Raw genomic sequence first — 19375 nt, 5'->3', positions numbered from 1 at the left:
TGAGAACGAAGGTGGCGCCTGACACAACGGGTGTCAGCGCCAAGGTGTTGGGCGAATTCATGCACTGCAGAGAGACTTATGAAGAAAGGGAAAACAAAACTGACTCGCCAGGATGCCGAGCGTCTTTTCGAGGGCCTGCCCGCCGGGAACGCCAAGGCATCGAGCCGGCCCGAGAATCCGTTCGAAGCGGGGGTGTTCGACGTCGTCAAGCGCGTCGACGATGAAACCAGGCTCTGGAAAGACAATCTCATCACGCTTCCAACGGCAATCGAATTGCCGGCGGGGTATGACTCTGCCTCTCACCTGCGCGAGGCAATGACGCGATCATTACGCGTGAAATGGGTGAGGGAAGGTGCAAGCGAGATTGTTGCCGAGTTCCCCGAGGGGTGGACAGCCGTTCGTCCGGACAGCGGGCCCATAGAGCTGCGCGATTCATCCGGCGTGGTCCGCGCGCTATACGGGTGGGCCAAGGATGCCGAGCTCAGGGTTTTGCCACGGTACCTGGTTGAGTCACAAACGAACAGTTCCAGCGGACTCGGCAGCTTGCTGATCCGGGATCGCGCGATGGGTCAGGTCCTCGAAAGGTCATCGATCTGGTCTGCTCAAACGGGCACCAACCATCCGGATTGGACGAGGTTGTCCGCGTGGCTTACTGCCCGCTATCCAAAACATCGCGACCCGCTGCGGTATTGGGAGGATTGCGAAGAAAACAATCCGGAATGAAGCCGAATGGGATCGCCGCAAACAGGCGTGTCATTCCTGCAAGATTCTGCTTTTTATGTCGCGCTGGTCTGACGCACGCCATGGTGGCGTGTCGTCATGTCCTTTGATGGAAAGCGATTACAGGCTGAAGCCAAGTTGCGCTTTACCGAGGGGCGTCAAGTCTTCGACTGTCGCTCGCCCGACAAAATCGACCTCGAAATTGTCGGCCGGGAAGTCGGGCGGGCTCTTGCCTTCAATGAAGCTGGATAACTGCCGCTTGAGGTATTCGTCGTTTTTGGCGCATGAGGGCGCCGACGCGATGTACATCACATTGCTGTAGCCCGCACCGCGGTGTGCGTCTTCCACCGCGTGGATCACGTCGCTGTGCCAGAACACGGTGTCGCCCGCCTGCATGTGTGGGATCGACGAGAGGGCGTCGAACAGCGGCGCATGAAATTCCGGCTTGATGGAAAGTGCGCGGCCGGGCATGGCGCCGCACAGGTCGTCGTCGGCAACATCGTCCTGAAGGGCGCGCAACAGGATGTATGCCATTGAATTCGCAATGGGCACGAGTTGCAGCGTGCCATCGCCAGGTCCTTGTGGCGTGAGCGCAGTCCACCCCTGAAACGTGCGAAACATCGAACATACTGCAGGCGATGCAATCTCCTCGACGTCCGGCCGGAACGCGGCGTCGAACGGGTCGTACTGACGCCAGTTCCCATTAAATACGTGTCGATAAACCTTGCGGAAATTGCCCTCGATCCAGCGCTCGACCGAGCCGCCATCGCAATGCGCCGACAAGCCCAATGACTCGGAGCCGGGTGGCCGCCGGCGCATCCGGTCCGCATAAGCCGGCACGCGCTCCGGGTCGAAGTGGACCCGGCCTTCACTTTCGTTGCACCACAGTCGGTTCAAGAACACGCGCGCCGCAGTCAGCGACGGCGCCTGCCGCGCAAGTACCTGCGGCTTCGACCAGTACACGCCATAGATCTGCGGCTTGCTCGATGCAAGCTGCCCAAAATACTTGTCTTCTGCACGGGTCTTCAGTCGTGTATCCAGGTCGTTGCGCTCCACGTACTCTGCAATGTCACGGTCCCATTGCTCGACCTTCGAGCGGTCGAAGACGTTGCGGATTACACAAGCACCGCGCGTTTTTACAAGGTCGATCTGCGCGGCACTCACGCGCTGCTCCGCGATGTCCGAGAACTGGATTTCGGGGATTACGTTTTCGCCGCGACCGCGTTGTGCGGCGAGCCTGGCGGCTTCGGCGCGAATAGCTTCGTCCACCTCCGCGAAGACATCTCGGTAGTTCGGCAGGCGCGCACGAAGTTCCTGCTTGGCCTGCCGGATGGCTGCGGGAAGGTCGTCGATTTTCAGTGCCATGATTGTCTCCTTATGGGTTCCGGGTCATCCAGAGCATAGGCTGACCGTCTCCGCGATAGTGATACGATCCGGACAATTACTTTGCGCCTTGTGCCATGAAACCCGCTTACGAACGCGTTCATTTCGGAGACGACTGCTCCGTCAGGGTTTACCACCGGCGTCTGCCGCACATTCCTTTCGAATGGCACCACCATCCTGAATACGAGCTGACACTGACGCTGAATAGTCACGGGAAGCGCTATATCGGCGACTCGATTGCGGCCTATGCCGATGAAGACCTGGTTCTCGTGCCGCCCAATCTTCCGCATACGTGGGCGTCGAATCGCTCGATCGATCCGGCGTCCCCGCAGGTTGCAATCGTGATCTGGTTTGGTGGCGACTGGGCGCGGCGACTTGCCGATGTCTGTCCGGAGTACGCGCCTTTGCGCAACCTGTTACGCAGGTCGGCATGCGGACTTGCGTTCAGTCCGGAGGTCGGCGCCGCAATGCACACGCACGTCGACAAGCTGCTATCCAGCACATCTCGAGAACGCCTCGCCGCAGCGTTGAATGTCTTGTGCACGCTTGCCGAAGCGCCCGGCGAACCGCTCGCTTCGCCCACTTCATTCAGCGACCGGACAGAAGGGCCATCGGGCCATGAACCCGAACGCATCAATCGCGTTCTGTCGATGATCGACTTGCGCTTCGCCGAGCCGCTGCGTCTATCGGAACTTTGCGAAGCGGCGAATGTGTCGGAACGTTCGCTGGCCCGCTACTTTGAGCAGCACATTGGAGAGAGCGTCGGGCGATATATCGCGCGGATTCGGATTGGACATGCCTGCCGGATGCTCGCGCATACCTCCGCACCCGTTTCCGTTGTTGCAGCCCGCTCCGGATTTCCGAACGTCGCTAACTTCAACCGGCAGTTCAAGGCGTTGAAGGCACTCACGCCTGCTGCGTATCGCAAGCAATTTGCGGCTGGAGATATTGCTGAAGGAGACTCCGGCCCGCAGATCACCGAGCGCTCGCCTTCCCTGCAACGCAATCCGCGACTGCCTCGATCGATTGCCTGAGTCGACTCCAAAAAACGGCGTGCATCGCGCAAGGCGCTTCACAAGCGCCTTTTTTCTTGTCTGGTCATGCCCGATTTGCCCGATGTATTGATTATTTTGATAAATATCTTGCAGATTTTTGTTTGCCTACACTGAAACCGGGCAAATCAAACACAATCGCATGCGGAGCGAATCGATGACTATGGAATCCGGATCTCGTCGTAAAGCGTTGAAATTTGGAGCGGCGGCCGCGGTAGGTGCACTGGTGGGGCCGTACGTCACCCGCAACGCATCGGCGGCGGAGCCGATCAAGCTGGGAAGCCTCCTGGATGGAACCGGCGCGCTGGGCCTCGAGGGCCGGCGCATGATCCAGGCGACGGAATTCGCCGTCGGGCAGATCAACGACAAGGGCGGCCTTCTCGGGCGGCCGGTCAAGCTGATTGCCTACGACACACAAAGCAGCATCCAGCTCTACACGCAATATGCGCAGCAACTGGTGCTGCAGGACAAGGTCGACGTGATCCAGGGCGGCATTACGTCCGCTTCGCGTGAAGCCATCCGGCCGATCTTCGACCGCAGCAAGACGCTCTATTTCTACAACACGCAATACGAAGGCGGTGTGTGCGACCACAACGTGTTCTGTACCGGCACGACGCCCGCGCAGACGGTAGACCACATCGTCGAATACGCAATGAAGAACTGGGGCAAGAAGGTTTATATCATCGCGGCTGACTACAACTATGGTCACATCACCGCAAGCTGGATGACGAAGTTCGTGAAGGCGGCGGGCGGCACGGTGGTCAATACCGATTTCTTCCCGCTCGATGTCACCAACTTTTCCTCCACCATCAGCCGCATTCAGGAAGCGAAGCCGGACATGGTGCTCTCGGCGCTGGTCGGGGCGAACCATGTTGGTTTCTACCGGCAGTGGGCTGCAGCGGGAATGAAGTCGAAGATCCCGGTGGGTGCGACCGTGTTCGGTCTCGGCGATGAACTCACGACCATGGACGCCGCGACCACCGACGGCATCATCACGTGCTTCGGCTTCTACAACAACCTCAACACGCCAAACGCGAACGCCTTCGTCAAAGGCATGCAGGCGAAGTACGGGCCCAGCCTGACGGACCTCGGCGAGCTCGATACCGCCACCTACGAAGGCATCATGCTGTGGGCAGAAGCGGTGAAGAAAGCCGGGTCTGTAGAGCAGGCGAAGGTCGTGACGGCGCTCGAGACCGGCATCACGATCGAAGGACCATCGGGTACGGTCAAGATGGATCCGGCGACGCATCACACCATTCGGAACGCCTACCTTGCACGGCCGAAAGACAAGGTGTGGGACATCCTGCAGACATTCCCGAACCAGTTCCCGTCGGACACGGGCGGCGCGTGCGATCTCATCAAGTCACCCCGCACGAACAAGCAGTTCACGCCGGCCTGAGGAGGCGCAACCCATGGACCTGACCGGGCTACTCGCCTTCAACGTGCTGACCGGCGTCGCCACGCTCGTGCTCATCACGATCGGCCTCGGCGTCATCTACGGCATGATGCGCATCATCAATCTCGCGCACGGCGAGTTCATGATGCTCGGCGCTTACACAGCCGTGACGGCCAGCACGGCAGGCGTCAACATCTGGGTTTCGATGCTGATCCTGCCGCCTATCGTCGTCGGCCTGGTGGGTCTGATCCTCGAGCGCACCATCATCCGGTTTCTTTACGGCCGCATGATGGACACGATGCTCGCCACGTGGGGCATCAGCCTGGGTCTCATCGGGCTGATCACGTCCATCTTCGGTAACGTGGTGAAGTCGGTGCAGATGCCGGTGGGGAGTTTTTCGATCGGGCAATACCGCGTGAGTGCGTACAGCCTGGTGATCATCGGCATAGGCATTGTCGTGCTCGCTGCCTTGCTCGTGCTCTTGCGCCGCACGCGCTTCGGCCTGATCCTGCGTGCCACCATGCAGAATCCGGCGATGTCGGCTTCGCTCGGGGTCAGGCCGTCGGCGGTCTACATGGCGACGTTCTCTCTTGGCGCCGCGCTCGCCGGTCTTGCGGGCGGCGTGCTGTCGCCGATTTCAGGTGTCTCGCCCGGCATGGGCGGCGCGTACATTGCAAAGGCGTTCATTACCGTGCTGGGTGGCGGCCCTGCGATCATCGCGGGTACGGGACTCGCGGCGGGGCTCTTTGGCTTCATCAACGAGATCGTCTCGTTCATGTCTACGCCTGTCATAGGCGATATCGCGCTGCTTGCTTCAGCGGTCTTGCTGATCCGCATCCTGCCGCAGGGCATCACCGGACGTTTCCTCAGGCGCAGCTCATGAAATCGCTTCGGTCGAGATCTTTTCTGGGCGGCACGCTGGCGGTCGTGATGATCTGCCTCGTGGTCATGTTCGCATTGCCTCGCACCATCAGCGCGTTCGGCGTAATGCAGGCAACGCTGTTCGCGGGCATGGCCATCTACGGCTTGAGCCAGGGTTTCGTGTGGGGGTATGCGGGCATCCTGTCGTTTGGGCAAGCCGCGTTTCTCGGCATCGGCGCCTACACCTACGCCATTGCGGCGATCAATTTCGGCGATACCACGCTGGCCGCCGCAATGTCGATCATCGCCCCCATGTTGTTCGCCGCGTTGCTCGGCTACTTCATGTTCTACGGCCGTATCTCCGATGCCTACATTGGCGTGATCACGCTGACCGTTTCGGTGATCCTGTTCGAACTGATGAACTCGACCTCGGGCAGCCAGTATCACATTGGTGAAGCGGTGCTCGGCGGCTTCAACGGCATCCCTGCCATCCCCGTGTTTGCGCCGCCAGGAAAACCGGACGAGCAGCTCGACCAGATCGGTGTCTGGTATGTCGCAATGGGCGCGCTGATCGTGGTGTACGGGTTGCTCAAGTGGATTCTCGCGTCGCGTTTCGGACGGGTCGTGGTCGCCATCCGCGAGAACGAAACCCGCGCCATGCTGATCGGCTACGACCCGCGCATGTACAAGCTGATGTCGTTCATGGTCGGCGCGGGCATTGCGGGCGCGGCGGGCTGCATCTTCGCGAACTGGGGTGGCTTCATCAGCCCGACAGTGTTCGCGCTCACCATGTCGGCGCAGGTCATCATCTCCGTGCTGATCGGCGGGCTGGGCACGCTGATTGGACCGATACTCGGCGCGGTTGCCATCCAGTATCTGATCAATATTGCTGGAACACAGCATGTGATCGACCCGAGTCTGGGGCTTGGCATCGTGCTCGTCGCGTTTGTGCTGCTCGTGCCGCAGGGCGTCGCGCCTGTCGCGCGCTCCTTGTTGTTGCGACTGGGCTCGCCGACAAAAGGCGCTGCCGGCGCGCCGCCTTCGTCCGCCACCGCCAAACCGGAGTCGCACTGATGAATGCTCTTCCTCCGCTTCTCCAGGCCAAGGGCGTCACCATGCGCTTTGGCGGTGTGACCGCTGTACGCGAAGTCGATTTCACGCTGCGCGAAGTCGAACTGCGCTGCCTGATCGGCCCGAACGGCGCGGGCAAAAGCACCTTCTTCAAGATGCTTACGGGACAGTTGAAACCGACCGAAGGCAGCATTCATTTCCGCAGCCACGATGTCACCGGCAGCAACCCGCATCAGATCGCTCGGCTGGGCGTGGGTATCAAGACGCAAGTGCCCAACGTGTTCAACGGACTCAGCGTGCGCGAGAACGTGTTCATTGGCGCGGGGCGGCGCAAGTCGCTGGCGCATGCGCGTCGTATCGTGGATGAAACGCTGACCCGGCTCAAACTCGACGGCATCGCGGACCGGATCGTCGGTCAGCTCGCGCACGGGCAGCGGCAATGGGTCGAGATCGCAACGGTACTTGCTCAGGAACCCGAATTGATTCTACTCGATGAACCTGCCGCCGGCATGAACCACGAAGAAGTGCATCGCACCGCGGAGCTGATTCAGGAAATCAACAAGACGCAGGCGCTGGTCGTGGTGGAACACGACATGCAGTTCATTCGCATGATCGCGCGCACCGTAACTGTCTTCTCGCAAGGTGCGGTGCTGGTGGAAGGATCGGTGGACACTGTCCTGTCCGACCAGCGTGTGAAGGATGTGTATCTCGGGAGGCGTGCAGCATGAGCGGCGAAAACGCAGGCACGGTGCTCTTCGAGGCGACGCAGTTATGCTCCGGCTACGGACGCATCCCGATTCTCAATCAAGTGAATTTCTCCGTGAAGGCAGGCGAGCGCGTGGGGATTCTCGGCCATAACGGCATGGGCAAGACCACGCTGCTGCGCACGCTGACCGGGCATTTGCCGACGACCTCCGGAACCGTGCGCTTCAATGGCGTGGACATCACGCATTACAGCGCCACGGCTCGCGCCAAGGCGGGAATTGGCTATGTGCCGCAGGGCCGCGAGATTTTCCCGACATTGAGCGTGATGGAAAACCTGCGCGTGGGATGCCTGCTGTCAAAGCGCGGCGAGGCCGAAACAATCGCGGAAATCCTCGAACTGTTTCCACGTCTGAAAGCGTATCTCGACCGCCCGGGCGGCGCGCTCTCGGGCGGGGAGCAGCAATTGCTGGCGCTCGCGCGATGCCTGTGCGGCGGACCAAAAATCGTATTGCTCGATGAACCCACGGAAGGGATCCAGCCGTCGATCATCGACGAAATCATCGACACACTGAAGGGTGTTGCCGAGCAGCGCAGCCTCACCATCTTGCTGGTCGAGCAGAACCTCAATTTCATTGCGTCGCTGTCGCAGCGCATCCTGATCCTGCAAAAGGGCACGGTCACGCGCGAGATTCCGCCCGAGATCGTCACGGACCCGGCGATGCTCGACGAGTTCGCCGGTATTGCCTGAAGCGCCTGAACCACTCCATTCATTGCTCGTTTGAAACCGGATATTTTTCCATGACCAACACGACCATCGATGTCACCGAACTCACCGTCGAACAAGTCCAGTCCGGCTTTGCCAGCGGCGCGATGACTTCCGAGTCGCTGACTGCTGCGTTCCTCGAACGTATAGCAAAGTTCAATCCGCGCTATAACGCGATCATCTTCCTTAACCCGGACGCACTCGATGATGCCCGCGCCATCGACGCCCGCCGCGCGGCCGGTGAAACGCTCGGGCCCCTCGCGGGCGTGCCGGTGGTCGTGAAGGACACCATGGACATGGCGGGTTTCCCCACGACCGCCGGCTGGACGCTGCTTTACAGCCCGACTGGCGGCGTGGACCTGATGCCGTCCACGGACTCTCCGGTCGTGGCTCGCATGCGTGCGGCGGGTTGCGTGATTCTCGGCAAGACGAACGTACCCGTGCTCAGCGCCACGGGTTCGCATGCAAACGATAGCTGGGCGGGTCCCACGCTCAACGCGGTCGACACGTCGTTCATGCCTGGAGGCAGCAGCGCAGGCACGGCGACGGCGGTCGGTGCGAGCATGGCCGTTCTTGGTCTCGCGGAGGAAACGGGCGGTTCGATCCAGAACCCGGCATCGGCGCAGGCGCTGGTCGGTATCAAACCAACCTTCGCGCTCGTTCCCAACGCAGGCGTGATGCCGCTTGCAGGCAGCACGCGCGACGTGGTCGGCCCTATCGCCCGTTGCGTGCGCGACGCGGCGCTGACGCTCGACGCACTCGCGGGTTTTTCCGAAGAGGACGTGAAGACCGTGGCCGGTGTCGGCATGAAGCCGCCCGGTGGGTACGCGGCGGGCTTGCGTGACGACGCGCTCAAGGGCAAGCGGCTGGGACTTTACGGTCCGGGCTGGCGTGACCGGGGGTTATCGGAAGAAACAATTGCGCTTTATGAACGCGCACAGGAAGAGCTCGAAGCACGCGGCGCGATCCTGGTTGCAGACCCCTTCGCCGGCAGCGGCTTCGCAGCGCTAGGCAAGCATGCGCCGGGATCGGATCACTTCGATGCACGCGGCATGGAAAGCCTTCCGTACGATATGCAGAAGTATCTCGAGCGTCTCGGTCCCGGCAACACGATCAAGACATGGACGGATTTCGTCCATGCGACCCGCGCGGAAGATCCGTTCGGGCCCGGGGGCGTGCTGACCTACATGTCGACGCTGCCCGACATGGAAGCGAACCTGCAAGACGCAGCAGCGCCGCCGGTGATCGGCGCGTTCTATGCGCTGCGCGAAACCTATCTGTCGATCTTCGAAGACGTCATGACGAAGCATGCGCTCGACGGTCTCGTGTTCCCGCAATTGCGCGACGCGTTGCCGCCGCGGGAGGGCACTGAAACGCTGCACGAAACGACGGTGTGCGAGATCAATATCGCAGGCTTGCCGGGCGTCACGTTGCCGGCCGGATATTACGAATCGGGCTCGCCGTTCAACCTGATTTTCGTCGGCCGCCGATGGAGCGAGCCGGCGCTGCTCGCGATGGCATACGATTACGAAACCGCCGGAGGTCATCGGCGAACGCCCGTCCTTCAGGATTGAGGACGGCTGCCATCGTAGAAGAGCAAGAACAGAACAATTCATGTCCGAGCATAGATATCAGGAGATTTTGACCCGGCTTCGCGACAACGGGCGCGTCTCGGTGACGCCCCTTGCCAAGCTCTTGAGCGTGTCGGAGGAAACCATCCGCCGCGACCTCAAGGAGCTCGAGCAAAGCGGCATGTTGCGGCGCATCTATGGCGGCGCCGTGCCGCCGCGGCTGGATGTCGAACGTCCCGTCACGGAGCGGGGCAAGGTCAACGTGCGCGGCAAGGCGCGTGTTGCGGAACTGGCGGTGCCGCTGGTGGAGGACGGCATGTCGCTGTTCATCGATTCAGGAACGACCACCGTTGCATTTGCCCGACGGCTGATCGGACGCAACGTGACGGTGACGACGAACTCCATCGATATTGCACTGCTGCTCGGCACGAGCGTCACCCGCGTGAACTTGACGCCGGGCATGCTGCGCGGCAAGGACAACGCGCTGGTCGGCTACGAGACGCTGTCTTACGCGCGACGTTTTTTCTACGATGCCGCGTTCATGGGAATCGCCGCCTGCGATCTGAAACATGGCTGGATGGATTATGAAGAACACGAATCAAACCTGCGCGGTGTGCTGAAGTTGCAGACGCGCTTGTCGGTGATCCTCGCCGACATCGACAAATTCGGACGCGAAGCGTACCTCAACACTTTTCCGATCACGGAAAAAGTGACGGTGGTCTGTGACCGCGCGCCACCCGCTCCATTCAAGGACATATTTGCTGAGCATGACATCGAACTCATCCATCCCTGATGCATCCGAGACCGGCAAGCTGGCGAGCCTGCTCGCCCGGTTTGCGCAGTTCGGCGGCCTTGCGACCGGTGGCGTGACGCGCCTGTGCGCAAGCGCGGAGGACGGCGAGGCGCGCGATGCGTTCGCCGCGCTGTTGCGGGAGGCCGGCGCCGAAGTTTCGAAGGATGGCGTCGGCAATCAATTCGGCATCTTCCGTCTCGCGGATCGCGCCGGTGCGCCCCTCGTGATGATGGGCTCGCATCTCGACAGTCAGCCGCGTGGCGGGCGCTTCGATGGCGTGCTCGGTGTGCTGGCGGCCTTCGAAGCAGGACGGCGGCTGATGCTGGCAAAACGCGCGGGTGTATCGTTCGACAGCGATTTTTGCGCGGTGAACTGGACGAATGAAGAAGGCGCGCGGTTTCGTCCGAGTCTGCTCGGCAGCGGAACGTACGTTGGCAAGATGAGCATGAACGATGCACTCGCGAGCCGCGACGACGACGGCGTGACGCTTTCCGACGCCCTCGCGGCGATTGGTTATCGCGGCACGGACGCGCCGCCCTGCGTGCCATCCTGCTATGTCGAGTTGCATGTGGAGCAGGGCGGGCTGCTGGAAGCGGACGAGGTCCCCATCGGGATCGTCACGCGTAATTGGGGTGCCGCGAAAATCGACGTGTCGTTCAAAGGTGAACAGGCGCATACCGGTCCCGCGAAAATGGGCGCGCGACGCGACGCACTGTTCGCCGCAGCACAATTGATCTGCGACGTTCGGGCCATTGCGGACAAATGGCCGGACCGGATTCATACGTCCGTGGGAAGGCTCGTCGTGCAGCCCAACTCGCCTAATGTCGTGCCGTCGCAAACGGATTTGTCCATTGAGTTGCGCGCCGTGGACGACAGCATTCTCCAGGAAGCGGAAATCATCGCGATGCAAGCCATCGATACTGCGGCGCAGCGCGCCAACGTCGCCGTCGAGATCGGCAATCGCACGAGCCGTTCGATTCGCGTGCTTCCGCCGGCAGTGGGCGAACTCGTGAAGCGTTGTGCATTGGAGGCAGGGGTGCGCAGCCGGGAGATCGATACAGTGTCCGGCCACGACGCGCTCAGTCTGCTGGATACGTGTCCGACGGGACTCGTGTTCGTGCCGAGCGTTGGCGGTATTGCGCACAACGAAAATGAGGACACGCATTCGGATGATCTCGACACGGGCATGACTGTGCTCATGCGCGTGGCGACGCGCCTCTGCCAGTCGGGCGGCGACCCGGTTGCAGCGGCGAGCGGAGGCTGAGGTCATGCTGCCTTCGCCACATGTGGAAGCGGCCATCCGTTCGATCGCTGCGTGGGCGAGCGGACCGGTCAGCTACGAAGCCGCGCTTACGCCTGTCATGTCGCCGATGCATCGCGGTGTATCGAGCGAATGTCTTCGCGTGGGCATCGGTGACGCGCCACCCGCGTTCTTCGTCAAGATCATGCATCGGGATCTCGCGGAAACGGTAGACATCGGCGCGTCCTGGCGAGCGGCTGCTGCGGTTGCCGCGATCGGCCTCACGCCAGGCCCGCGTCACCTGAATGAGTTGTTCGGGATAAGCGCGTTCGATCTGCTCGACGACACCTGGCAGACAGCCCATCTCGATGACCTTGCAAAGCCCGCCACACTCGAAAAACTGCTTGCGGCCAAGCGCGCGATTCATGTGCTCCCCGCATTCGAACGGAATTCAAACGTGTTTGACCGCGTCGGCCATCTCGCCGCATCCGTGACGTTGACCGCGGACGTTGCAGAGCTGGTTTTAACCGCGTCGCGCATGAGTGCTGCAATCACCGCTTCAGGCATCGACACATGTCCGTGTCACGCGGACGGTGTGACTTCGAACGTGATGCTGCGCGCCGGCGGCCCGGGTGCCGATTTGCAACTCGTCGATTTCGACGAGGCATCGAACACCGACCCTGCGTTCGATATTGCGGTGACGCTGAACGAAGTCCTGCCCGAGCTTTCCACGTGGCCGGCGGCGCTGGAAATGGCGAATGGCCACGTTACGGACGCAGCGCTCGCGCGTACCCGGTGCTATGCATTCGCCGACGACCTGCGCTGGGGTCTGTGGGGATTGAAGATGAACGCGACGTCGCCGCGCCGGAACATCGAGTTCCTGAAGTATGCCCAATGGCGTCTGCTGCGCTGCTCGATGGCCGCGTCGCGCATGGACACCGATGACTTGCTTCCCCTGCTTTGAAAGGGCAATGACGATGCAGACGAAAATGCTGGGTACGGCTTCAAGCGAGGCCGAACGGGAAATCGAAGCCGTACTGCGCAGCGTCCAGCCCTGGAACGGCCGTGCGTTGAGATACGCGCCCGTTCCCGGCGGCATCAGCAACAGCAACTGGCGTGTCTGGCTGGATAGCGAATCAACGAGCTATTTCGTCAAGGTGCCGGGGCGTGGAACGGAGCAGTTCATCGATCGCAAAGTGGCGTTTGCGGCAAGCAAGCAGGCCGAGACCATTGGCATCGGGCCGCGCCTTTACGACTTTGCCGCCGAACTGGGTGTGGAGATCAACGACTTCGTGGAAGGGCGCACGACGTGTTCGAACCGCGATTTTTTTGACGCACCGGTTCGTGCTTCGATCATTGCCGCATATCGTGCATTGCACGCCTCGCCATTGTTGCCGCTGACTAAGACCATCTTCAATCTGATCGACGAACATGTGGAGCAGGTGCGTGAGGTCGGTGGCAAACTGCCCGCGGATTTCGCGCGCCTGCACGGCGAGTACACTCGCGCGCGCGCAGCGCTGGAAGCGTCGGGACTGGATATCGTTGCTTGTTTCAACGACCCCATGCCCGGCAATTTTCTCCGCGATGAAGCCGGGACAGTGCTGTTGATCGACTACGAATACGCTTCGAACAACGATCGTTGCTACGATCTCGGCGCATTGAGCGGCGAGATGTTTTTCACGCGCCAGATGGAAGAGGAAATGGTCGAGTCCTACTTCGGCAGCGTGAGCGAAGCGAACATGGCGCGCGTTATCGTGCACAAGGCGCTCGCCGATCTCAAATGGGCGACCTGGTCCATGCTTCAGAACGAGATATCGACGCTCGACTTCGACTACTTCAAGTATGGCGCGTGGAAGTTCATGCGCGCTTGCTCCGTGATCGACTCGCCTGAGTGGAACGTGCTCCTGCGCAGCGTCTGAACGCGGTTTTCCCGGGGCGAATTTTCGCCTCCTGAGTCAAAGAGCATTGACACCGCGTTTTTTGGCGTCCTAAGATTGCTGCAAGATTCCTCATGTCGCCAACGATGCCGGCACGAGGACATGGCACCGAAGCCCTTCAACGAACCCTGGTTCGTCGGAGGGCTTTTTTTCGTCTTTTTTTGATCGAATGAATCCAAGGAGATAACGCATGCTGGCTGACAAGTCATCCTGGTTGCGCATGGCCGTTTCGGTCGCGCTTGCCTGTTCTTCCGTAGTCGCGATTGCAGCGGACCCTATCAAGCTGGGTTTACTCGAAGACGCATCGGGAAATTTCGCGTTGGCCACCATTCCCAAAATACACGCAACCGAACTTGCAGTGGACGAGATCAACGCGAAGGGCGGCATCATGGGCCGGCCGATCAAACTGATTGCCTATGACACGCAGTCGGACAACACCAAGTTCCAGGAACTGTCGCGCCGCCTCATCCAGACCGACAAGGCCGACGTGATCTTCGGCGGCTTCTCGAGCGCGTCGCGTGAAGCGATCCGCCCGATCATGGACCGCGCGCACCAGCTCTACTGGTACAACAACCAGTATGAAGGCGGCGTGTGTGACTCGAACGTGTTCGTTACCGGCGCGGTTCCCGAGCAGCAATTCTCGACGCTGATTCCATGGATGATGCAGAAGTACGGCAAGAAGGTTTATACGATCGCAGCGGATTACAACTTCGGCCAGATATCGGCGGAATGGGTTCGCAATATCGTTGAGGAAAATGGCGGCACAATGGTCGGCGAAGAGTTCATTCCGCTCAGTGTCTCGCAGTTTGGACAGACCATTCAAAACATCCAGAAAGCGAAGCCGGACTTCGTGATGACCTTGCTGGTCGGCGCGAATCAGGCGTCCTACTACGAGCAGCAGGCGTCCGCCCATCTGAACCTGCCGATGGGAAGTTCCGTGAACGTAGGCCAGGCCTATGAGCACAAGCGCTTCAAGGCGCCGGCGCTGAAGGACATGTTCGTCACCGCGAACTATGTGGAAGAAGTTGATTCGCCCGCGAGCAACGATTTCAAGAAGCGCTTCCACGCCAAGTATCCGAACGAGCCCTACATCAATCAGGAAGCAGCGAACGCCTACGACGCCGTGTATTTGTACAAGGCTGCAGTGGAAAAGGCGAAGTCGACCGATCAGGCTGCAGTGGAGAAAGCGCTGGATGGCGGCAACATCTGCACGGACGGACCTTCAGGGAAGGTCTGCATCGATCCGAAGAGTCATCACCTGAGCCACACGATCTATCTCGTGCACGTGAAGGAAGATCACTCGGTCGAGATTCCAAAGGTATGGAACGACGTCCAACCGTACTGGCTCGGGCAAGTCGGGTGCAATCTTCCCGTGAAACCGGATCATCGTCAGTACACGCCGTCGAGCCTGCCCAAGTCCTGATGCAATGACGTGGTCGCCTCCCGTTTCATGGCGGGGCGATCATGCTCATGCCGATACCCAAGCTTCAACGAGATCTTCTTCGCGATGACAGCACTCTCCGCACTGTATTCGGTCATCTATCAGTTTGGCGACAACTTCGCCTACCTTGTGCTTGCCGCGCTCGGTCTGGCCGTCATCTTCGGCATGATGGGCATCATCAACCTGGCGCATGGCGAGTTCATCATGTGCGGTGCCTACGTGACCATCATCTGCGCGAAGCGTGGCGTGCCATTGCCTCTTGCCATGCTGTCTGGCGCGCTCGCGGCGGCTATCGCGGGCGTTGCCATCGAACGGCTTGTGATCCGGCATCTCTACAACCGGCTCTACGATTCAGTCGTGGCGACCTGGGCGATCAGCCTGATCGTGCAGCAGACCATGCTGCTCGTGGCCGGTCCGTCCATGGAAGGGATCAGCACGCCTTTCGGGTCGTTCGCTCTCGGCGAATATTCGTTCTCCACATACCGCGCCGTGTTGCCGGTCATCGCGCTGATCATTCTCGGCTTGCTCTACCTGTTGTTTTTCAAGAGCAACTACGGGGTGTGCGCGCGAGCCACGATTCAAAACGCGAACATGGCGCAATCGCTCGGGCTGCGCACGGACCGGCTCTATACGCTGACCTTTGCGCTCGGCGCCGGGCTCGCTGGACTCACGGGCGCACTCTACGCACCGACCATGACGGCGGTCCCGACGATGGGCACGAACTTCATCGTGCAGGCGTTTGTCTCGGTCGTGGTGGGCGGCGCCAATGTGATCGCCGGAACCACGCCGGCCGCCGCCGCGCTCGCCGTCATTCAAACCGCGCTCACGGCGTCGTATGGACAACTGTTCGGACAAATCGGCTTGCTGCTGACGGTGATCGTCGTGATCCGTCTGATGCCGCAGGGACTGGGCAATCTCTTCAGTCGCGCACGCTAGGAATCGCCGATGAATCAAGCAACTTCCAATGCCCCGGCGCGACGCCTCGTTCCGACGGTCATGCGACTCGCGCCGTGGCTGCTGGCCTTGTGTCTGCCGCTTGTTGTCGACAGCACTGCGAGCGGCAACTTCGCGTATTGCCTCGTCTGGTCATTTTCGGCAATAGGGCTTCCCGCAATGTGGGGCCAGGGCGGCATTCTGTCGTTCGGACAAACCGCATTTTTCGGCCTGTCGGGCTACACCTACGGAATCGTCACGATCAATCTTGGCGATGGCTGGGTCTCGTCATGGAGCGGGTTGCTGATCGGGCTCGCGGTGAGCGTGGTCGTCGCGGCGCTCCTCGGTTACATGATTTTCTACGGCAAGATCAAGGGCGTGTTTATCGGCATCGTGACGCTTTCGGTGACGCTCGTCCTGGAGACGTTCATGGCGCAAACGGCGGGACCGCAATGGGCCATTGGTGAGGCGCGCCTCAACGGATACAACGGCATGTCCGGCATGCCGCCTTTGTCGATACCGTGGTTTGGCGGCGAAGTGACGCTGGAGAATACGCGCTTTTACTATCTGGTCGTCGTGCTGCTCGCGCTTGTCTATGGAATTACCCGGCGCCTTCTGGATTCTCCTTTTGGGCTGACGCTCGTTGCGATCCGTGAAAATCCGCAACGGGCCGAAATGCTGGGCGTCGACATCCGCCGGCATCAGCTCCTCATCTTCGTATTCGGCTGCGCACTCGGCGGCTTGTCCGGCGCGCTTTATACGATCTGGGGTTCGTACATCACGCCATCCGCAATGGGATTGACGTCGGCCGCCATGCCGATCATCTGGGTCGCAACGGCCGGGCGCCGAAGCATTGGTGGCGCGATCATCGGCACTGCGCTGCTCGTGTGGCTGTCGCAATGGCTCGCAATCTACGGAAGCCAGTACGCGCTGATCCTGATGGGCGCCATCCTCCTGTTCGTGGTGCTGGTGGCACCTGAAGGTTTGCTGCCTTTGACGTTCAAGCTCGTGCGGCGCGGCACTGCGCGCAAGGCGCATCCGACGCAGTCGTTCAAGGCACGCACGAGGAGTGAACCATGAGCACCAACCTGCTCGAAACCCGTGCGCTTGCCAAGCATTTTGGCGGCGCGCACGTGATCAACGGTATCGACTTTGCAATCGGCGCGGGTGAGATCCGCTGTGTGATCGGGCCGAACGGTGCCGGGAAAAGCACTTTCTTCAAGCTCATCACGGGCGAGCATCGTCCGAGTGCCGGGTCCGTTTCGTTCCTTGGCCGCGATCTGAATCATGTGCTGCCTCATGAGCGAATCCGCATGGGGATGAGCATCAAGTTCCAGATCCCGGGCATTTTTCCGGAACTCACCGTGCGCCAGCATGTGCAGCTCGGTTTGCATCGGGCGAAAGACGATCGCATCGAGTCGCTTGGGCAACTGCTTCATCAGTTCTTGCTGACCGAGGAAGAACACGTGCTTGCGGGCAACTTGTCACACGGCAAGAAGCAATGGCTCGAGATCGCGATGGCCGTATCGCTCAAACCGAAGCTTCTTTTCCTCGATGAACCCGTCGCCGGGATGTCCGCGGAAGAAACGCACGCAACGGGCGAGTTGATCATGGGCTTGCGCGAGCGCGGACTCACCATCATGGTCGTCGAGCACGACATGGCCTTCGTGAGGCAGGTGGCGACGCGCGTGACGGTATTGCACGCGGGCCGCCTTTTCGCCGATGGCCCGCTGGAGGAAATCCTCGCACGCGATGACGTCGCCGAAATCTACCTGGGCAAGAAGAAATGACGACTCTGCTCGAAATCGCCGGCGTTGAATGTGGCTATGCTGGCGGCAAGGTCCTGAACGGCGTCTCCATGACGGTCGAGCGCGGAGAGATTCTCGCGTTGATCGGGCGCAACGGTGTTGGCAAGACAACGCTGATGCGCGTGTTGATTGGCCTCGTTCCATTGATGGCCGGCAGCATTGCGCTGAACGGCGAAGAGATTGGCGACTCGCGTCCGTATTCGCGCGCACGGCACGGCGTGGGATACGTACCGCAAGGCCGTGAGGTATTTCCGGCTTTGACGGTGCGTGAAAACCTCCAAGTGGGCGCTCAGTCGAATCGCGCGCACCTTACGGAAATGCTCGACAAGGTCGTGAGCTATTTCCCCGTGCTCGGCGCACGCTTCCAGCAGAAAGCCGGCACGCTGAGCGGCGGAGAACAGCAGCAACTTGCGATTGCGCGTGCGTTGATCGGGTCGCCCAAGATCCTGTTGCTCGACGAACCGTCCGAAGGCATCCAACCTTCAATCGTGGATCTGATTGGCGAGACGTTGACCCGGATAACTCATGAAACTGGAATTGGTGTGTTGCTGGTCGAGCAGAACATGGGAATGGTTGAAAGCGTCGCGGCGCGCTGCTGCGTGATGGACAAGGGGCGGATTGTCAGCACGCTCGACCGCGCCCAACTCGCCGACGAAGAATTGATTCGCCAGTATCTGGCACTTTAGAAAGGACACGGCATGCAATGGCTTAAGGATTCGATCATGATGCAACGCGGCGTGGGCGCGAATCGCGAAGGCACGACCCATCACCTGACCGAAGCGCTGCAGGACACGTTTCATTACACCATCGGTCCGTATTCCACACCGGTCATGCACGTTCAGCCTGGCGATACGGTCGTGGTCGAGACGCGTGATGCGTTCGAAGGCAAGATCACGTCCGAGACGGACAAGCCGTCGCAGATCCTGAAGATGCCGTTCCTGAATCCGCAGAATGGCCCGATCATGATCGAGGGGGCGGAGAAGGGTGACGTGATTGCGGTGTACATCGAAAAGATGGCGCCGCGTGGCGATGATCCCCATGGCTTTTGCTGCATGATCCCCAACTTCGGCGCGCTGACGGGTACGGACTACACGGCCTTGCTCAATGAACCGCTGCCGGAAATTGTCCGCAAGATCAGGATCGACGAAGACAACGTCTACTGGAGCCGGCGCAATACCCTGCCGTACAAGCCGCATATCGGCACGTTGAGTCTTTCCCCGGAAATCGACTCCATCAATTCGCTGACACCGGATTCCCACGGCGGCAACATGGACGTACCCGACATGGGGCCGGGCAGCATCACCTACCTGCCGGTCCGCTCGCCGGGCGCCCGTTTGTTCATTGGCGACGCGCATGCGTGCCAGGGCGACGGGGAGGTCTGCGGAACGGCAGTTGAATACGCAAGCACGACCACCATCCGCGTGGACCTGATCAAGAACTGGGCCATAGCGTGGCCACGTCTTGAGAACGAGGACGCGTTGATGAGCATTGGCAGCGCGCGGCCGCTCGAGGACGCGACGCGGATTGCGTATCGTGAACTCGTGCTGTGGATGGCTGCGGAATACGGATTCGACAAATGGGATGCCTATATGATGCTGAGTCAATGCGGCAAGGTGCGTCTCGGCAATTTTGTCGATCCAAAATACACGGTCGGCGCAATGATCGCGAAGCACTACCTGAAGTGATGCCAACGCTGTCCCA

The 19375-nt window shown here is 60.5% G+C and carries 19 protein-coding genes; 18 read left to right on the top strand and 1 reads right to left on the bottom strand.

Annotated features, from left to right (window positions below; all coding sequences use genetic code 11):
- Positions 1 to 78 precede the first annotated feature (78 nt).
- Complete coding sequence (locus tag AX768_RS26310) at positions 79 to 723, top strand: hypothetical protein (RefSeq protein WP_062003018.1); 645 nt, start codon at positions 79 to 81, stop codon at positions 721 to 723.
- A gap of 117 nt (positions 724 to 840) precedes the next feature.
- On the opposite strand, the gene AX768_RS26305 is transcribed toward AX768_RS26310, so the two are convergent.
- Positions 841 to 2085, bottom strand: coding sequence for a DUF1479 domain-containing protein (locus tag AX768_RS26305; protein WP_062003017.1), 1245 nt, complete (start codon positions 2083 to 2085; stop codon positions 841 to 843).
- Positions 2086 to 2180: 95 nt separating this feature from the next.
- On the opposite strand from AX768_RS26305, the gene AX768_RS26300 reads away from it, so the two are divergent.
- The 17 genes from AX768_RS26300 (at position 2181) to AX768_RS26220 (ending at position 19359) form a co-directional block, all read left to right on the top strand.
- Positions 2181 to 3137 (top strand): helix-turn-helix domain-containing protein, encoded by a 957-nt coding sequence (locus tag AX768_RS26300; RefSeq protein WP_062003016.1) that lies wholly within the window; start codon positions 2181 to 2183, stop codon positions 3135 to 3137.
- Between the two features lie 175 nt (positions 3138 to 3312).
- Positions 3313 to 4554 (top strand): urea ABC transporter substrate-binding protein, encoded by a 1242-nt coding sequence (locus tag AX768_RS26295; RefSeq protein WP_062003689.1) that lies wholly within the window; start codon positions 3313 to 3315, stop codon positions 4552 to 4554.
- 13 nt (positions 4555 to 4567) lie between these two features.
- Complete coding sequence (locus tag AX768_RS26290) at positions 4568 to 5434, top strand: branched-chain amino acid ABC transporter permease (RefSeq protein WP_062003015.1); 867 nt, start codon at positions 4568 to 4570, stop codon at positions 5432 to 5434.
- On the top strand, positions 5431 to 6486 hold the full coding sequence (locus AX768_RS26285; protein ID WP_062003014.1) for an ABC transporter permease subunit: 1056 nt from the start codon (positions 5431 to 5433) through the stop codon (positions 6484 to 6486). Before AX768_RS26290 ends, AX768_RS26285 begins: the two co-directional genes overlap by 4 nt.
- Positions 6486 to 7211 carry an ATP-binding cassette domain-containing protein gene (locus tag AX768_RS26280; protein ID WP_062003013.1) on the top strand — a complete coding sequence of 242 codons (726 nt, stop codon included), beginning with the start codon at positions 6486 to 6488 and terminating at the stop codon, positions 7209 to 7211. Before AX768_RS26285 ends, AX768_RS26280 begins: the two co-directional genes overlap by 1 nt.
- Positions 7208 to 7936, top strand: a complete 729-nt coding sequence (locus tag AX768_RS26275) for an ABC transporter ATP-binding protein (RefSeq protein WP_062003012.1) — start codon at positions 7208 to 7210, stop codon at positions 7934 to 7936. Before AX768_RS26280 ends, AX768_RS26275 begins: the two co-directional genes overlap by 4 nt.
- 50 nt (positions 7937 to 7986) lie before the next feature.
- Positions 7987 to 9525 carry an amidase gene (locus tag AX768_RS26270; RefSeq protein ID WP_062003011.1) on the top strand — a complete coding sequence of 513 codons (1539 nt, stop codon included), beginning with the start codon at positions 7987 to 7989 and terminating at the stop codon, positions 9523 to 9525.
- A 40-nt stretch (positions 9526 to 9565) separates the two neighbouring features.
- Entirely contained in the window at positions 9566 to 10315 is a 750-nt protein-coding gene (locus AX768_RS26265) for a DeoR/GlpR family DNA-binding transcription regulator (protein WP_062003010.1), read from the top strand.
- Positions 10290 to 11579 (top strand): Zn-dependent hydrolase, encoded by a 1290-nt coding sequence (locus AX768_RS26260; RefSeq protein ID WP_062003009.1) that lies wholly within the window; start codon positions 10290 to 10292, stop codon positions 11577 to 11579. Before AX768_RS26265 ends, AX768_RS26260 begins: the two co-directional genes overlap by 26 nt.
- Positions 11580 to 11583: 4 nt before the next feature.
- A complete protein-coding gene (locus tag AX768_RS26255) occupies positions 11584 to 12519 on the top strand; it encodes a phosphotransferase (protein ID WP_082779094.1) in 936 nt (311 codons plus the stop codon).
- A gap of 13 nt (positions 12520 to 12532) precedes the next feature.
- Positions 12533 to 13474 carry a choline/ethanolamine kinase family protein gene (locus AX768_RS26250; RefSeq protein WP_062003688.1) on the top strand — a complete coding sequence of 314 codons (942 nt, stop codon included), beginning with the start codon at positions 12533 to 12535 and terminating at the stop codon, positions 13472 to 13474.
- Between the two features lie 208 nt (positions 13475 to 13682).
- Complete coding sequence (locus AX768_RS26245; RefSeq protein WP_062003007.1) at positions 13683 to 14915, top strand: urea ABC transporter substrate-binding protein; 1233 nt, start codon at positions 13683 to 13685, stop codon at positions 14913 to 14915.
- Between the two features lie 84 nt (positions 14916 to 14999).
- Positions 15000 to 15869 (top strand): ABC transporter permease subunit, encoded by an 870-nt coding sequence (locus tag AX768_RS26240; RefSeq protein WP_062003006.1) that lies wholly within the window; start codon positions 15000 to 15002, stop codon positions 15867 to 15869.
- Between the two features lie 60 nt (positions 15870 to 15929).
- Complete coding sequence (locus AX768_RS26235; RefSeq protein ID WP_231941645.1) at positions 15930 to 16946, top strand: ABC transporter permease subunit; 1017 nt, start codon at positions 15930 to 15932, stop codon at positions 16944 to 16946.
- Positions 16943 to 17656 carry an ABC transporter ATP-binding protein gene (locus AX768_RS26230; RefSeq protein WP_062003004.1) on the top strand — a complete coding sequence of 238 codons (714 nt, stop codon included), beginning with the start codon at positions 16943 to 16945 and terminating at the stop codon, positions 17654 to 17656. Before AX768_RS26235 ends, AX768_RS26230 begins: the two co-directional genes overlap by 4 nt.
- The gene (locus tag AX768_RS26225; RefSeq protein WP_062003003.1) at positions 17653 to 18360 is read left to right on the top strand and encodes an ABC transporter ATP-binding protein; all 708 of its coding nucleotides are present in this window, start codon (positions 17653 to 17655) and stop codon (positions 18358 to 18360) included. The genes AX768_RS26230 and AX768_RS26225 overlap by 4 nt, the downstream gene beginning before the upstream one ends.
- 12 nt (positions 18361 to 18372) lie before the next feature.
- Positions 18373 to 19359 carry an acetamidase/formamidase family protein gene (locus tag AX768_RS26220; RefSeq protein ID WP_062003002.1) on the top strand — a complete coding sequence of 329 codons (987 nt, stop codon included), beginning with the start codon at positions 18373 to 18375 and terminating at the stop codon, positions 19357 to 19359.
- Positions 19360 to 19375: the final 16 nt, after the last annotated feature.

Source organism: Burkholderia sp. PAMC 28687 (assembly GCF_001577465.1).
Taxonomy (GTDB): Bacteria; Pseudomonadota; Gammaproteobacteria; order Burkholderiales; family Burkholderiaceae; genus Caballeronia.
This window is presented reverse-complemented; position numbering and strand designations above follow the sequence as displayed.

Coding starts and splice junctions, on each gene's coding strand:
- AX768_RS26310 (WP_062003018.1), top strand. CDS start 79: ATGAAGAAAGGGAAAACAAAACTGACTCGCCAGGATGCCGAGCGTCTT.
- AX768_RS26305 (WP_062003017.1), bottom strand. CDS start 2,085: ATGGCACTGAAAATCGACGACCTTCCCGCAGCCATCCGGCAGGCCAAG.
- AX768_RS26300 (WP_062003016.1), top strand. CDS start 2,181: ATGAAACCCGCTTACGAACGCGTTCATTTCGGAGACGACTGCTCCGTC.
- AX768_RS26295 (WP_062003689.1), top strand. CDS start 3,313: ATGACTATGGAATCCGGATCTCGTCGTAAAGCGTTGAAATTTGGAGCG.
- AX768_RS26290 (WP_062003015.1), top strand. CDS start 4,568: ATGGACCTGACCGGGCTACTCGCCTTCAACGTGCTGACCGGCGTCGCC.
- AX768_RS26285 (WP_062003014.1), top strand. CDS start 5,431: ATGAAATCGCTTCGGTCGAGATCTTTTCTGGGCGGCACGCTGGCGGTC.
- AX768_RS26280 (WP_062003013.1), top strand. CDS start 6,486: ATGAATGCTCTTCCTCCGCTTCTCCAGGCCAAGGGCGTCACCATGCGC.
- AX768_RS26275 (WP_062003012.1), top strand. CDS start 7,208: ATGAGCGGCGAAAACGCAGGCACGGTGCTCTTCGAGGCGACGCAGTTA.
- AX768_RS26270 (WP_062003011.1), top strand. CDS start 7,987: ATGACCAACACGACCATCGATGTCACCGAACTCACCGTCGAACAAGTC.
- AX768_RS26265 (WP_062003010.1), top strand. CDS start 9,566: ATGTCCGAGCATAGATATCAGGAGATTTTGACCCGGCTTCGCGACAAC.
- AX768_RS26260 (WP_062003009.1), top strand. CDS start 10,290: ATGACATCGAACTCATCCATCCCTGATGCATCCGAGACCGGCAAGCTG.
- AX768_RS26255 (WP_082779094.1), top strand. CDS start 11,584: ATGCTGCCTTCGCCACATGTGGAAGCGGCCATCCGTTCGATCGCTGCG.
- AX768_RS26250 (WP_062003688.1), top strand. CDS start 12,533: ATGCAGACGAAAATGCTGGGTACGGCTTCAAGCGAGGCCGAACGGGAA.
- AX768_RS26245 (WP_062003007.1), top strand. CDS start 13,683: ATGCTGGCTGACAAGTCATCCTGGTTGCGCATGGCCGTTTCGGTCGCG.
- AX768_RS26240 (WP_062003006.1), top strand. CDS start 15,000: ATGACAGCACTCTCCGCACTGTATTCGGTCATCTATCAGTTTGGCGAC.
- AX768_RS26235 (WP_231941645.1), top strand. CDS start 15,930: ATGCGACTCGCGCCGTGGCTGCTGGCCTTGTGTCTGCCGCTTGTTGTC.
- AX768_RS26230 (WP_062003004.1), top strand. CDS start 16,943: ATGAGCACCAACCTGCTCGAAACCCGTGCGCTTGCCAAGCATTTTGGC.
- AX768_RS26225 (WP_062003003.1), top strand. CDS start 17,653: ATGACGACTCTGCTCGAAATCGCCGGCGTTGAATGTGGCTATGCTGGC.
- AX768_RS26220 (WP_062003002.1), top strand. CDS start 18,373: ATGCAATGGCTTAAGGATTCGATCATGATGCAACGCGGCGTGGGCGCG.